This is a genomic window from Flexivirga endophytica (assembly GCF_014640635.1).
Lineage (GTDB): Bacteria > Actinomycetota > Actinomycetes > Actinomycetales > Dermatophilaceae > Flexivirga > Flexivirga endophytica.
The window spans coordinates 448,209-462,929 of sequence record NZ_BMHI01000002.1 but is presented as its reverse complement, the minus strand read 5'-3'; the positions used below and the strand labels follow the sequence as shown (position 1 = coordinate 462,929).

The 14,721-nt window shown below is 67.8% G+C and carries 12 protein-coding genes; 5 read left to right on the top strand and 7 right to left on the bottom strand.

Translation table 11 applies throughout. From position 1 onward, the window contains the following. Positions 1 to 63 precede the first annotated feature (63 nt). Genes IEX71_RS07170 through IEX71_RS07155 form a run of 4 tightly spaced genes read right to left on the bottom strand, consistent with a single transcriptional unit; the run spans position 64 to position 4,591 of the window. Positions 64 to 1,431 carry a condensation domain-containing protein gene (locus tag IEX71_RS07170; protein WP_188836284.1) on the bottom strand — a complete coding sequence of 456 codons (1,368 nt, stop codon included), beginning with the start codon at positions 1,429 to 1,431 and terminating at the stop codon, positions 64 to 66. A 9-nt stretch (positions 1,432 to 1,440) separates the two neighbouring features. After that, the gene (locus IEX71_RS07165) at positions 1,441 to 2,811 is read right to left on the bottom strand and encodes a hypothetical protein (protein WP_188836283.1); all 1,371 of its coding nucleotides are present in this window, start codon (positions 2,809 to 2,811) and stop codon (positions 1,441 to 1,443) included. Then, complete coding sequence (locus IEX71_RS07160) at positions 2,808 to 3,632, bottom strand: ABC transporter permease (RefSeq protein ID WP_188836282.1); 825 nt, start codon at positions 3,630 to 3,632, stop codon at positions 2,808 to 2,810. The genes IEX71_RS07165 and IEX71_RS07160 overlap by 4 nt, the downstream gene beginning before the upstream one ends. Next, the gene (locus IEX71_RS07155) at positions 3,629 to 4,591 is read right to left on the bottom strand and encodes an ATP-binding cassette domain-containing protein (RefSeq protein WP_229749540.1); all 963 of its coding nucleotides are present in this window, start codon (positions 4,589 to 4,591) and stop codon (positions 3,629 to 3,631) included. Before IEX71_RS07155 ends, IEX71_RS07160 begins: the two co-directional genes overlap by 4 nt. 125 nt (positions 4,592 to 4,716) lie before the next feature. On the opposite strand from IEX71_RS07155, the gene IEX71_RS07150 reads away from it, so the two are divergent. The 3 genes from IEX71_RS07150 to IEX71_RS07140 all read left to right on the top strand — a co-directional run bounded on the left by IEX71_RS07150 (position 4,717) and on the right by IEX71_RS07140 (position 8,808). Beyond that, positions 4,717 to 5,982 carry a glycosyltransferase gene (locus tag IEX71_RS07150; protein ID WP_188836280.1) on the top strand — a complete coding sequence of 422 codons (1,266 nt, stop codon included), beginning with the start codon at positions 4,717 to 4,719 and terminating at the stop codon, positions 5,980 to 5,982. Positions 5,983 to 6,085: 103 nt separating this feature from the next. Continuing rightward, entirely contained in the window at positions 6,086 to 7,468 is a 1,383-nt protein-coding gene (locus tag IEX71_RS07145; protein ID WP_188836279.1) for a condensation domain-containing protein, read from the top strand. Then, positions 7,468 to 8,808: a condensation domain-containing protein gene (locus IEX71_RS07140; RefSeq protein ID WP_188836278.1), complete on the top strand. Its 1,341-nt coding sequence runs from the start codon at positions 7,468 to 7,470 to the stop codon at positions 8,806 to 8,808. The genes IEX71_RS07145 and IEX71_RS07140 overlap by 1 nt, the downstream gene beginning before the upstream one ends. Before the next feature lie 16 nt (positions 8,809 to 8,824). On the opposite strand, the gene IEX71_RS07135 is transcribed toward IEX71_RS07140, so the two are convergent. From IEX71_RS07135 to IEX71_RS07125, 3 genes are all read right to left on the bottom strand, one after another. Continuing rightward, positions 8,825 to 10,300 (bottom strand): condensation domain-containing protein, encoded by a 1,476-nt coding sequence (locus tag IEX71_RS07135; RefSeq protein WP_188836277.1) that lies wholly within the window; start codon positions 10,298 to 10,300, stop codon positions 8,825 to 8,827. Between the two features lie 67 nt (positions 10,301 to 10,367). Beyond that, complete coding sequence (locus tag IEX71_RS07130) at positions 10,368 to 11,141, bottom strand: LmeA family phospholipid-binding protein (protein ID WP_188836276.1); 774 nt, start codon at positions 11,139 to 11,141, stop codon at positions 10,368 to 10,370. A 77-nt stretch (positions 11,142 to 11,218) separates the two neighbouring features. Continuing rightward, positions 11,219 to 12,271: an LLM class flavin-dependent oxidoreductase gene (locus tag IEX71_RS07125; RefSeq protein WP_188836275.1), complete on the bottom strand. Its 1,053-nt coding sequence runs from the start codon at positions 12,269 to 12,271 to the stop codon at positions 11,219 to 11,221. Positions 12,272 to 12,387: 116 nt separating this feature from the next. Here IEX71_RS07125 and IEX71_RS07120 point away from each other — a divergent pair, with 116 nt between their 5' ends. Both IEX71_RS07120 and IEX71_RS07115 read left to right on the top strand, forming a co-directional pair. Beyond that, positions 12,388 to 13,908: a purine-cytosine permease family protein gene (locus IEX71_RS07120; RefSeq protein ID WP_188836274.1), complete on the top strand. Its 1,521-nt coding sequence runs from the start codon at positions 12,388 to 12,390 to the stop codon at positions 13,906 to 13,908. A 4-nt stretch (positions 13,909 to 13,912) separates the two neighbouring features. Continuing rightward, the gene (locus IEX71_RS07115) at positions 13,913 to 14,458 is read left to right on the top strand and encodes a cysteine hydrolase family protein (protein ID WP_188836273.1); all 546 of its coding nucleotides are present in this window, start codon (positions 13,913 to 13,915) and stop codon (positions 14,456 to 14,458) included. Positions 14,459 to 14,721: the final 263 nt, after the last annotated feature.

The window sequence follows — 14,721 nt, the reverse complement described above, 5'->3', positions numbered from 1 at the left end:
GGACAACCCTAGCGCCGAGGTCAACGGGCAGGCGTCGTTCCCCACCGAGTCTTCAGCGACCGCCTACCAGACCTGCAGCGGCTCCACGTCCCAGCAGCCCAGTTCCTCTGTCACCAGCGCCGCGAGTCGCTCCCGGTCCGGTATGCGATCGGGAGCGAGCGCTTCCACGGTCAGGGTCATCCGGTCGCCGAATTCCTGCAGCCAGGTCGTCACTCCGCCGCCCGCGGCCCGCAGCAGGTCAGTTGTGATGTTGCGATGCACCCCGCGACACATCATCGACAGAGCCGTCGGACCGCCGAGACTGCCGCCCGGGACCGTCATACGACCGACGTTCGACACCGACACCAGGGATGCCGGCATACCTTCGACGATCTTGCGTATGACGGGGCGGGGCAGCACGCGCGCGACGGGTTGGAGCCGGTCGAGCACCGATGTCCGGGTCGGATCGGCGGCCCGCGTCAGCTCCGCCTTGGTCGCAGCACGGACCCCGCGCAGGTCGGCGTGGCGATCAGTCGTCACCCGCACCGGCACCGACGCGCCACCGAGCATGTTCGAGCGGTAGTCGCCCTCGTCACGCCGGCGGACCGGCATCGCGACGAGTACTGTGTCGCCCTCCTGCGCGAGTCCGGCCGCGACCGCCAGGCTCGCGGAGACCATCAGCAGCAGGCTGTTCGAGGTGCCGCCACGGGCGTCCGCCGCGACCCGCCAGGCGTCGGCGGACAAGTCGACCGCCACGAATGGCGGGACGTATGACGAGGTCGGATCTGCCCGCAACGATCGGTCGGACCGGTCCGCCGTCGTCGGGGCATCGGGTGTCGACGGGGTTTTCCGCCCGCGCAACGCACGCACCGCGTCGACCAGACCGCGGCCGGCCGCAACATACTGATGGGCCGCGTCCCGGAGGTCGTCACGCAACCGCACGGCGTACGAGCCCGGCCGCTCGTCCGGCACCTGGGGCAGTCGGATGCCGGTCACCGCGGCGTCGACCGCCTGCACGATCAGGCCGCCGTCGCCGATCGTATGGCGGGTGACGAGCGACACGAGCTGGCCGCCACCGCTGACCGGCGTCGCCGACAGCCACCAGCTCGGCCCACGCACCGGGTCGACGGGTATCTGCAACTGCTCGTCGCACCAGGCCATCAGGCCCTCCGGAGGGACCGGCTCGGCAGCGATGCTCAGCCGGTCACTGGCCGGGGCCGGCACCCAGCGGCGCCGAGCTCCGGGCACACGCGACTCGACCACGAGCCGGCTCAACGGTCCCTGGTGCAGACCGTCATGGATCGAACGGAGCGCTTCGGCCGACAGTGGCTCAGGGAGCCACCAGGTGTGCTGCGAAGCAACGGGGACCCCGAGCAGGTCCTCGCTGAGGAAGTAGGCGTCGTCCCCGAAGGTGAAGCGGTTGTCATAGGTGACGGTGGGGTCATGTGCCATGAGTGGACCTCACCAGAACCTTGGTGTCAGAGACCATTTCGCTGCTTCGTCGGCAATCGCACGCTGCACCGAGACGCTGTCGGGCCAGCGGTCGGGGTCCATGCTGAGGGTGCTGAGCACGGCGTTGCCTCCGGAGAACGCCAGCCAGGTCGTCAGGCCACCGCGTGCGGTGCGCAACTGCTCGACAGTCGCGTGTTGCACCGACATCCGTGCGCTTACCGCACCGGCGTCGGGACCCCCGAGCGTGGCGACCGGATCGGGCACCTCGCCGAGATTGGAGCAGGTCAACACTGCCGCCGGTTGTCGAAGAGCCATGGAACGCAACAGCTTCCGTGGCATCAGCCGGATCGTCGGGGTCAGCAGCCGCAGCAGATCCTCCTGATCGCGGTCCGGGTCCGTGGCGTCCTGGAAGGCCTCGCGGGCGGCGTTCCGCAGCGGCCGGAGGTCGTCATACCGCGTGGGCCCGGTGTCGGCCGTCATGGTCGCTCCGATCGTCGCGACGGCCCTGCGATCGCCCGGTCTCCGCACCGCGACCGGGATCGACACGGGGATCCGGTCGACCGCGTCGATCCGTCCGGACGCCTCCAGCAGCCCGATCCCGAACGCGGTGAGCAACGAATTCGCCGATCCCCCACGGAGTTCCGCCGCTCCCCGCCACTCGGATGCGGGGAATTCGGCGACCGCGAATGCCGCAGGCTCGGCATCGGGCAAAGGTCGGGTGTCGGGCCGCTCCGGCTGGCCGGGGCGCGGTGGCCGCGCATCAGCGCTGCTGTCTCTGCGCTTGCGCAGGGCCATCCGGACCGCTCGAACCGGACCGGCCACCGCAGCCGTCGCCTGCCGTGCACCATCGCGCAGGTCGTCCGACCTGCTCGGTCTCGGCGCCTGGTCGTGGGGCAACCGGCCGATGTCGTCGCCGGTGACCGCAGCCTCGAATGCTGCGAACACGCCGGACCCGTCGGAGATCGTGTGCGGCGCGGTGAATACCACCGCGTGGCCACCTTCACGCATCGGTGCGGCCGAAACGGTCCACGGCACACCGCTGTCGGATCGGAACGATCGCCGAACATCGTGGTCGGCCCACGCGATCAGCTCCGCACGATCGATGTCGTCGTCGATGCGCAGGACGGGTGCCGAGAACGGTGCCGCAGTCCAGCTGGCGCGCGCGAAGGGAGCACCGGCCCGGTGCAGTCGACGGGTCAACGGCCCGTCGCGGAGCCGGTCCACGACTGTTTCCAGTCGGCCCGCATCCAGGGGTGTGTCGAACCGCCAGATCAGCTGGTTGATGACCGGCAGGTCCAGCACCTGCTCGGCCAACACGAACGCTTCTTCCGGTGGGCAGAGGCGGTTGTCGTCGGGGACTGCATTCACGCGGTTACTCACGTCTTCCGGATGTAGGCACGGACCGCGATGGGCGCCATGACCAGCATGATCAGGGTCGCGCCGACGAGCGACCAGAGGATGTCCACCCCGAGGGTGCCCTCGTTGGCGAGTTGCCGCACGGCCGTGACCAAGTGCGAGACGGGGTTGATGTCGGCCAACCATTTGATCCATGACGGCATGTGCGCGGTCGGCACCAGCGCGTTGGATACGAAGGTCATCGGCATCAGCACGAACATCGAAGCGCCTTGCACCGCGGGCGCACTCGGCATACGGACGCCGAGGAACGCGAAGACCCAACTGAGTGCGAACGCCGTGTAGATGACCAGTAGGCAGCCCAGCAGCAAACCTGGCCAGCTGTCCGGGCGGTAGCCCATCACGAGTCCGACCACGACCACCATCACCGCTGCGACGACGTACCGGACGACGTCGGCGGTGAGCGCACCGATCAGGGGTGCGATCCGGGCGATCGGCATCGAGCGGAACCGGTCGAAGACGCCCCGATCGACGTCGTCGCACAACTGGACCCCGGTGTTCACGGTTGCGGTCACCGCGACCTGCACCAGGACACCAGGAACGAGATCAGGCAGGTAGTTGCCCACGCTGCCGGCGATGGCCCCGCCGAAGATCCCGGCGAACATCGCTGTCAGGACGACCGGCAATGCCACGACGTCGAAGAGCAGGAAGGGGTTGTGCCGGACCTTCAGCAGACCACGCGCGGCCAGCGTGAGCGAGGCTGCGGCAGTGCCGGAGACAGTTGGCCTTCGGCTGGGTAGATGCCGCTGTCGGTACTGCGTGCGTGTCTGAGCGGTGGCCTCCGTCATACGGTGTCCTCGCGGTTCCCGGTGAGTTGGAAGAAGACCTCGTCGAGGGTCGGCTTGTGCACCCCGACGTCGTCAACTTCGATTCCCTTGTCCCGCAACCCGATCAGCACGTCCGTCACGAGGGACGCGTCGTTGACGGGAACCGCCAGCGATCCGTCGCTGTCGATCTCGACCTGGTGACCGGCCAACTGCTCCATGACTGACCCCGCCGTCGCCCGCTCGGCGCCGTCGCGCAGCACGAGTCGCAAAGTGCCCGTGCCTACCGATGACTTCAGGTGGTCCGCGGATCCCTCCGCGACGACCCGCCCATGATCGATGACCACGATGTTGTCCGCGAGCTGGTCGGCCTCTTCGAGGTATTGCGTCGTCAGGACCACCGTGGATCCACCGTCCACCAGTCGCCGCACGGTCGCCCACATCTGCTGCCGCGTGCGAGGGTCGAGTCCGGTGGTGGGTTCGTCGAGAAAGATCAGTGGTGGCTCCGCAATCAGACTGGTCGCCAGATCGAGACGCCGGCGCATACCGCCCGAGAAATTCTTCAGCGCACGGTCGGCCGCATCGCTCAACGCGAACTCCTCGAGCAGCTCGTCACATCGTCGCCGAGCACCGGCACGCGTGTAGCGCAGCAGTCGCGCGAAGATCAGCAGATTTTCGCGTGCTGTCAATTCTTCGTCGACAGAGGCGTATTGGCCCGTGACGCCGATCACTTCACGTACCGCGTGCGGGTCCCGCCGAACGTCGTGCCCGAAGATGCCGGCGGTGCCGCTGGTGGCCGGCAGCAGGGTCGCCAGCACCCGCACGATGGTGGTCTTCCCGGCGCCGTTCGGGCCGAGCAGGCCCAGCACCGACCCGGTCGGCACGGTGAAGCTGACACCGTCGACGGCGACGAATTCGCCGAACCGAACGGTCAGATCTCGCACGTCGACCGCCGGGCCGCGGTCGACGGGAGTGGGTGTCATGGCCGCCATGGTGCCGCATCGGACACCTGGAGAGCATCTTCGGAGCGGCCCGTGCGACGAGAATCACCTTTCCCACCGCTCGCGATCCTTATGCACTTGCAGACATTCGTGATTCGCTACACGGCATGCGAATCCTCATGCCGTTCCTCGGCAGTCGCGGAGATGTGCAGCCGGGTGTCGCACTCGCGCTCGAGCTCCGCCGCCGCGGGCACGACGTTCGGCTCGGGGTTCCTCCGAACCTCGTCGATTTCGCTCGACGTGCCGGGATCGAACCGCTCACGACCGGACCCGATTCTGCTGCACTGCTGGAGTCGGATCTGGTCCAACACCGCATCAAGTCGCCGAACCCACGCACTCGCTGGCGCGGCCTGTCCGAGCTCGGAACCTTCGGCTGGACCGAGCTCGCGCTGGCCCTCGACGGGGTGGCAGCTGAATCCGACCTGATCGTCACCTGTTTCCTCGGTCAGGAGGTCGCTCGGGCACTGGCCGACAAGCACCGGATCGCGCAGGTGGCCATGCACTACTACCCGATCAGGCGCTCCGAATCTGTTCACCTGCTTCCGGATCCGCCGGTCGCAGCGGATCCGGTCCACCACCTCGCCTGGTGGCTCGCGGACCGGTCGTGGCGGCTGATGACCCGACGCGGCGAGGACGCCATGCGTGCACGCATCGGCCTCGGTCCGTCGCGGACCTCGGTCGCGCAACGCATGACGAACACCGGATCACTCGAGGTGCAGGCCATCGACCCCGTCCTGTTCCCGGAACTGGGTGATGAATGGGGTGTACGGCGACCGCTCGTCGGCTTCCTCGACCTGTCCCCCGAGACGCGTGCTGCGCTCGACGGAGCGAACGACCAGAGCGAGCTGGACACCTGGTTGGACGAAGGTCGCTGCATCTACTGGGGATTCGGCAGTATGCCGGTCGCCTCCCCCGACGACATGCTGGCCATGGTGCGGGACGTGTCACGGCGACTGGGTTGTCGAGCACTGGTCGCCGCAGGCTGGTCGACGTTCGCCGATGCCGCGGACGACTACCTCCGTATCGTGCCTGCCGTCGATCATCATCGGGTCCTGCCGCGCTGCGTCGCCGCGGTTCATCACGGTGGTGCGGGCACCACCGCCGCAGCACTGCGTGCCGGCATACCGTCGCTGATCACCTGGTTCAACGCCGACCAGCCCCTCTGGGGCCGACGCCTGGAGGCACTCCGGGTCGGGAGCTACCGGAGATTCCGCGACCTGACCGCCGATGAGTGCGTCACGGCACTCACTACGCTCCTCACGGACCCGACGCGAGACCGGGCCCGCACGCTGGCCGGACGACTGACCAGCCCGGCAGCAGCCGTGGGACACGCCGCTGATCTGATTGAACTGCAGAGCTTTACCCACTCTTGAACCAATGTTGCCCACACTGGTTACGGTGCCGTAACCTTCGGCGCCGGCCCACATCATCCTGTCCTCTCGTATCGCGCTGCCCGGCGCGAAAGGAGCCCGCGAAGTGGAATACACCGAACTCGCCGACTACCAGGTTTACGCTGGTTCGGTCGCGTTCTGGCGAGCGACGTCCACGACACCCAGTACCGACGCGGCTGACGAACGACCGCTGTCGCCGCAGCACGAGAAGCATGTGCAGCAGGCTGGCAACCCTACCGAACCGTCATGGATCGGAACGGTTTTCGAGATCAATCGACCGTTCGATGCCGACGCTGTCCGACGCACCCTGCTCGCCTGGCACGCGAAGCATGAGTCGTTCCGCACGATGGTGACCCGCGACGAAAGTGGTCTGCACCGCGTCACCTACCGCCCGGAGAGCCTCGAACTGACCGCGCGGGACGCCGGCACGCACGATTCGGTGGAGCGCGTCTACGACGTCGTCTCACGCTTCTTCGACCACACCGTTCGCGCCGACACGTGGCCCCACCTGGTTGCTGCCACCATCGTGCCGACCAACCAGGACGACGGGCCGAGGTTCCTCCTCGCGTTCGCAGCCGACCACTCGGTGATGGACGCGTACTCCCAGCTCATCGCCGTCTCCGAGCTCGATCAGCTGTATGCCGCCGCACTCGGCGGCGAGCAGCTCGTCACCGAACCTGCCCCGAGTTACGTCGATTTCAGCGTCGCGGAACGAACGCGGGCGGCCGTCGCCGATCACGGGCACGAGACCACCCGTCGATGGGAGCGCTTCCTCGATCCGGAGGAGCCGAGGTTCCCGGCATTCCCACTGCCGAACGACGCGGCACGCGACCTGACCCTCCCCCAACGCAGTATCTCGCGCTGGCTGGCACCGGCCGAGGTCAGTGACACGATCCACGAACACGCACGCTCTTTGGGTCACGGCATGCAGTCAGCGGTGCTGGTCGCTCTCGCCACCGCCATGCAACACGCGACCGGCACCGACGAGGCCCTGAGACTCGTCATGCCGATGCACACCCGTACCCCCGAATACACAACATCCATGGGTTGGTTCGTCGGCATCAGCCCTCTCGTGCTGGACCTGGCCGGCGTCACCGACCTGGGGCAGCAGCTGGACCGCGCAGAGTCCGCCTCCGCCCATGTCCGCGCCGATGCGCAGATCCCTTTCGCATCGATCGCCGACCTGCTCGGCATCGCATCCGCACCGCGCTTCGTGGTCTCCTACGTCGACGTCCGGCACCTGCCCGGCGCGGCTCAGTTCGACGCAGCGCGTGCACGTGCGCTACGCAGCATCCGTTACTCCGACGACGAGTTCTACTTCTGGGTGGTGCGCGCGCGGGGCGGGCTCAACGTGTCGGTGCGACACCCCAACAATCCGACCGCCACCCTGAGCGTGGAGCGCTACCTCAGCGAATTCACCACGGTGCTGCGGCAACTCGCGCGGCAACCGGTCCAACTGACTGCCTGATGCGGCTCACGACGGCCGCTCGACTGCAACCACCACGCGGACGGCTGGTGCTGTGCACGCCGACCCCGACCGCGCCGCCACGGGCGGTCCTCGACGCGCCACCGTCGTTCAACCAGGTCAATCACGCCACCGCCCGCAGGGACAGCGGTGGCTGGCTCTGCCTGACCCTGGAGCTGCCCGAGCACGTTGATCGGTCGGCCCTGCCAACAGCGCTGCTCGGTCTGCTGTCCCGTCACGAAGCCCTACGGACCATGGTCGATCTCACCGACGGGACACCGACGACGATCGACTTCGGCGCTGAATTCAGCTGCACCCTCAGCGAATCCGATCTGCCCGACGACGCCGCGGAGCGCCGAACCCGGCTGATGGCTGTGATCGACACCGCCACGCACTCGCTGACCGGCCCGACCATCTGCTGCGCAGCCATCGAAGGTCGCGATCGGACCCAGATCGTGCTCGCCGTCGACCATGGCGTCACCGACGCCGTCTCGATGCCGTTGCTCGGCCGCGACTTCGTCCAGCTGTATGGCGCCGCCTCCGGCGGGACCGACCGCGACCGCACGACGGCCCACCTGCCAGCGGTCGGCTCCTTCCTGGACGCCTGCCGGGCGGAAGCCGCTGACACTACCGACCCTGACGACCCGCGGGTGGCCGAATGGCACGAGTTCTTCCGGCGCAATTCCGGTGGCCTGCCACGGTTCCCGCTACCCGAGGACGCCCGCCACGGCCGGGGCGAGGCTGCCGTGGAAATACGCCATACCCTGACCGCGGCGCAGGCCGCCGCGGTGGAGCAGTGGGGCCGCGCCCACGACGCCCGGCTGCCGGCTTGCCTGCTTACGGTCTGCGCGCGTGCCGCCCATCGACAGGACCTGTGCGACGAGTTCGCCACGCTCCTGCCGGTGGGCACCCGGGACCGTGCGGAGTGGCGGGAGGCGGTCGGCTGGTTCGTGAGCAACGGTCCGGTCGTCGTCCCCGGTCATCTGCCGCTCGAGGATGCTGTGGCCGCAGCGCAGCAGCAGGTCGAGCGAGCCCGGCACCTCGCTGCGATGCGCCTGAGCGACGTGATCGCGTCATACCCACCGGGATTCACGCACACCGGTGACGTCGGGATGGTGTCGTTCGTCGACTACCGGCGGGTGCCGGGCCACGAGCTGCACGACGCCCTGCGGATGACCCAGGCCAGCCCGGACGCGCCGACCACCGACGTGCAGCTGTGGTGGGTTCGTGACGACTCCGGCCTGGCGCTGCGCTGCCGGCTGCCCGACACGGGCGCAGCTCGGCGCATCGTCGGCCGCTGGCTGGACGAGGTCGAGGGCAGCCTGCGACAGCTCGCCGACTGAGGAGCGACTGGTGAGTTCAGCTCGTCGCCGGAACCGCGGATCCCATTGCCGCTCGAGCGGTTTCGATGCCGACCAGCTCACCGGACGCCACCGCGCGGATGAGCTCGGTGATGGCCCGGAAGTAGTGGTCGATGCTCGCGGCAGCTGTTGCGTTGTCGGGATAGCTCATCAGCGCATAGGTCCGGTCGGTGCGCCGGTTGAGCCACATCGACACGTCGCCGGTCGTGCCGGGCCCGCCGAGCGCGTGGGCGTCGTCGACACCTGGCAGCTCCGCGCCGGGCAGGCGACGCATGTCGAGGTAGGACACCATCGGCGGCACGGCGGTCGCGCCGACCTTCACCCCACCGAACTTCGCGGCGTAGTCGACGATCGCGCGCGCCGGGACGTCGGTCGCGGCCTTGGAGCGATTCATCGACTTCTGCGCCCTGCCGACCAGGTCGTCGAATCCGGCACGTCGAGGAACCCGGAACGCGACCGGCACCAGATTGATGAACCAACCCTGTGCCATCGCGTACTGCGGCTCGGAACGCGTAGCGACCGTGTTGAGCACGAAATAGCTCGACCGGCCCGTCAGCGCGACGTCGATCAGCGCGAGGATGCCGAACAGGCCCGCGCTCGCGCCACCACCGTGTGCCTTGCAGCGCTGCTCGAACGCCTGCATGGTGGCAGCGTCGGCGAGAGTGCGGTTCGTCCGCGTGGACGGCCCCGTCTCGCCGGGTTCGAGGCCGATGTCGAGCGACGTGCTGGGCAGCTTGTTGCGGACCGACAGCAGCGCCCGTGCCCAGGTTCGAACGGCCGGCGTACGCCAGGTCAGGCGCTCGGAACGAGCGCGCTCCACCTCGCTGAAGTCGACGTAGCTGCCGACCTCCGCAGGCTCGGCACCTTCGCCGTGCGCCTCGAGCTGATAGATCCGGAAGATGTCGTCCACAGCAAGAGTGATCGAGACGCCGTCGGTGAAGGAGTGGTCCACGCCGTAGTAGACGCTGAATCCGTCCGCACCGTGGTCGATCGCGCCGGCCGCGAACGACGGCCATTCCAACGGACTCGTGCCGGCCGCGAAACGTTCGGTGATCGCCGCTCGAGCCGCCTCGGTGTCCGCCGCGACGCCGGCGTCGACCAGCTCCAGCTCGACGTCATCGGCCTCGAGCGCCCGGCGGGTGAACGTCGTGCTGTCGTCGATCTGTGCGTCGTCGGGGATCTCGAACCAGCTGAGCAGAGCCCCGTGCCGGGTCACGAAACGTTGCATCGTGCGTCGCAGCGCGTCGCGGTCGAGCGGTTGCGGGATGTGGAAGGAGAACGCCAGCCAGGGCGACCACGGCACGCCCTTCGCGCGCCGATCGGCCGCCGTTCGGATGTGCGACTCCTGCAACAGCGACGGTCGCGCAGTGAGGGCAGCAGCCGAACGAGTGGCATCCAGTGTCTGCTCAGTGGGCCGGATCTCGAGTACTTCGCCGGGGCGCGGGTGCCACGACTCGATAGATGTCATCTCCATAGCGGCCGCCAGTGTGACACGCTCGTCGGGCTCAATGTTCGTTGCACCTCAATGGTTTTCACCACATTCACCCTCCTGCACAACTCAGCGGCTGCTTGCCCTCCGGCAGCGTGGTCGGTTCGCCACGGAAGCTGGTCTCCAGCCCGGCGTCGGTGACCTGCACGGCTGTGGCGCGAAGCCCGAGTGGCAACTCCTCGAGCCGGTTGGCGCCACCCCCACGGAGCAGCTTCTGCGCTTGCGCGGCAGGCACGGGGCGTCCGGCGAACGACGCCGACACGACCGTGAAGTCGAGCTTCCCGTCGGTCACCTTCGGCCGCACCTGCACACGAGCCAAACCGCCCAGGCCGGTCAGTCGCACCGTGTCCGATCCGGACCGGGTCGTCGCCGTCACGCCATCCGCCTTGCCGGAGCCGGCGAGCAGGTCGTTGAGCGACTTCCCGGTCAGCGTCAGCGTCAGCTCCGAGGCCCCGATCCGACCACCGGACGGCGACGTCGAGACGTCGTGGACCTTCGCGTCCAGTGAGACATCGCGCACCTGGCAGACCGTCGCCTTCCGGGCGTTCAGCGACACCTGATCGATCGTGCCGCGCCCGAGGTCGAGCAGCGCGGGCGAGGATCCGATACCGACGTCCACACGTGAGGTGTGCAGACCGTTCGCCATCGCATCCGAGACCTTGCTGCGCAATTGATGCCGGGCGAATACTTCGGCGCCGACCACCAACGCCACCACCACGAAGGCGGCGACGATCCCGATCAACCAGGGGCGTCGCGTGCCACCCGTCGTCGGCGCCTGGCCTGGAACTGGCGCGGGTCGTGCGAGGCCGGGCGACTGCTCGGTCATCGGTGATCACTCCGGTTTCCCGTGGCGGGCAGGGCACCGATCACTGTACCTACCGGATGGTAACCATCACATCGGGCTCACTCGGCCGGTTCGTCCCCCTGCACCGGGCCTTCGGTGTTCGCGCGCCAGCCCAGCGCCGGCGCGACGTGTTGCGCGAACGCCCGGAGCACGTGCAGGTTGTAGTCCACGCCGAGTTGGTTCGGGATCGTCAGCATGACGGTGTCCGCGGCCATCACGGCGGCGTCGGCGCGTAGCTGCTCGATGAGCCGATCGGGTTCGTCGGCATACGTCTTGCCGAACGTCGACCGGAACCCGTCGATGACGCCAACTTGGTCGCTGTCGCGGGCGCCGCCGAAGTATGCCGCGTCGCGCTCGTCGACGATCGGGAAGATGCTGCGGGACACCGACACGCGTGGCCGTCCGGTGTGACCTGCTGCGACATACGCCGTCCGGAAGCGCTCGATCTGCTCGGCCTGCAGGTCGGCGAAGGATGCGCCGTTGGCCTCTGTGAGCAGCGTCGACGACATCATGTTCAGGCCGAGTTCGCCTGTCCATTCGGCTGTTTCGCGTGAGCCGGACCCCCACCAGATGCGATCCCGCAGACCGTCGGAGCGTGGTTCGATGCGCAACCGGGTGCCGGGCATCGCACGCTGCGGGTCGGCGGCCACCATTCCCTCACCACCGATCGCGTCGAGGAAGGTCGCGAACTTCGCTCGTGCGATGTCGCCGCCCCGCGGGTCCTGCGCACCGGTGTAGCCGAACGCCTCGTAGCCGCGCTGCGCGGTCTCGGGTGAGCCACGGGAGATGCCGATGGCGATCCGCTGGTCGGCGAGCAGATCGAGGGCGCCGAGCTCCTCCGCCAGCTGCAGCGGGTTCTCGTAGCGCATGTCGATGACCCCGGTGCCGACCTCGATGTGCTGCGTGCGGGCCGCGATCGCGGACAGCAACGGAATCGGGGAGGACAGCTGCCGCTCGAAGTGGTGGACGCGGAAGTAGGCGCCGTTCACGCCTATCTCGTCCGCGCCGACCGCGATGTCCACCGACTGCTTCAGCACGCTGGCTGCGTCGGGCGTCCGCGACCCCGGCACCCGTGCGTAATGACCGAAACTGAGGAACCCGAATGCTTTCATACAAATTTGAACAAACACGCGGCGTCGGCTGTTCCCGCTCGCCATACACGCTGCGAACCGCCGAACGCGGCGGAAAACCGAGTCCCTCGCAGCCGCTGATCTGCCATGCTCTCGCAATGAACGAAACCCAGCAGGACGTGCGGCGTCTCGGTGTGGAAACGACGGGGATCGAGATCATTGAGGAGGCCGAGCGGACGGCGCAGCCGCGCGACCTCTTCTGGCCGTGGTTCGCCGCGAACGTGTCGGTCTTCGGCATCTCCTACGCCGCGTTCGTGCTCGGCTTCGGCATCTCGTTCTGGCAGTCGGTCGTGGTGGTCCTGATCGGTGTCATCGCGAGTTTCGCCCTGTGCGGGATCATCGCGCTGGCCGGCAAGCGCGGCTCGGCGCCGACGATGATCCTGTCCCGCGCGGCATTCGGCGTGACCGGCCAGAAGGTCCCCGGCGTGATCAGCTGGCTGACGTCGATCGGCTGGGAGACCTTTTTGACCATCAACGCGACGCTCGCCACCGCGACCGTCATGCACCAACTCGGTTGGGGCGGCGGGACCACCACCAAGATCATCGCCTGCATCGTGGTGGCCGCGCTCGTGGTGCTCGCGTCCGTCGCGGGCTACCACATCATCATGCGGATGCAGTCCTGGCTGACCTGGATCACCGGCATCATCACCATCGTCTTCATGATCGTCGCCGCCTCACACATCGATTGGTCGAAGGTGACCGCGATGCCGTCCGGGAGCTGGCAGCAGACCATCGGCGCCCTGGTCATGGTGATGACCGGCTTCGGACTGGGCTGGATCAACATCGCCGCAGACTGGTCGCGCTACCAGCGACGCGACGCCTCGGGTGGACAGATCGTCGTCTGGAACACCTTCGGTGGTGCTATCGCTCCGGTCATCCTGGTGATCTTCGGCCTGCTGCTGGCGGGGTCGGACAAGAAGGTCGCGAGCGGCATCCTGGCCAACCCGATCGGCGCGCTGGCAGAGATCCTGCCGACGTGGTTCCTCGTGCCGTTCCTGATCGCCGCGATCCTGTCGCTGGTCAGCGGAGCGGTGCTCGGCATCTACTCCTCGGGGCTCACCCTGCTCTCCCTCGGCGTCCGCATCCCACGCCCCACGGCGGCACTGGTCGACGGCGTGATCCTCACTCTCGGAACGATTTACGTCGTCTTCGTCGCGGAGAGCTTCGCCAGCCCGTTCCAATCGTTCCTCATCACGCTGGGTGTGCCGCTCGCCTCGTGGGCGGGCATCATGATCGCCGACATCGCACTGCGGAAGCGTTCGTATGCCGAGGAGGATCTCTTCGATCCGGCCGGCCGCTACGGTGCTTGGGACTGGACCTCGATCGGCATCCTCGTCATCACGTCGCTGATCGGTTGGGGCCTGGTGGTCAACAACTACGCACAGGACGCGTCCTGGAACAACTGGCAGGGTTATCTGCTGCACCCGCTGGGCCTCGGCACGTATGACGCGAAAACCGCTTCGTGGAGCGGTAACTGGGCTTATGCGAACCTCGGTGTGATAGCCGCGCTGGTGTTGTCGTTCTTGGCGGCATACATCCTGAGACGCCAGAAGGTGGCGATGCAGGAGACCGGACCGATTGCTGAGCCCGACGCCGCGCCCGCCGTCACGAAGGCCTGATCCGGTGACAGCACAGGCGGATTCGCCCGTCGACAACTGGCTCGTCGTCATCGACGCGCAGCTGATCTTCGCCGATCCGCAGACGTCGCAGTGGGGTTCGCCGATGTGGGCGGACACGGTGCCCCGGATCCGCACCGCGGTTGAGTGGTATGGCGACCGCGTCGTCTTCACCCGCTTCGTCGCGGACCCGGATCCTCGCGGCTCGTGGGTGGACTACTACCGGCAGTGGCCGTTCGCCCAGGTCCCGGACTCCGATCCGCTCTACGCGGTGGTGCCGGAGTTGGCGGAGTTCACCGAACAGGTCCCCGTCATCACGGCTCCGACCTTCGGCAAGTGGCCCGCGATCGCCGAAACCGTCGGTCTGACACCGCGATTGACGCTCGCCGGCGTGTCCACGGACTGCTGCGTCCTGTCCACCGCGCTCGCTGCAGCCGATGCCGGAGCAACGATCCGCATCGCGTCAGACCTGTGCGCCGGGTCCACTTCGGCCAACCACGATCGGGCGTTGGCAGCCATCGAGCTCTACGGCCCGCAGATCACCGTCGTCTGACCTGACCTGACCTGACCCTGCCCCGGCAACCCACAACCCATCACCTGCTTGGGATGCGGTGAGCCGGTGGGCTGTCCCGGACAGCCACCGGCTCATCGCGCGTTCGATGCTCTACTGGCTTTGGGACTGGCTCTGGCTCGCGGCTCCGGTGCACTTCACCGAGTTCGAAATCGTTCCCGAGCCACCGCTGGACGTCGATATGTGCAGGGTCGTGCCCTCGCACCAAGTGGTCACCGAAGGCAGTGCCTCGGCCCGACTCGAGG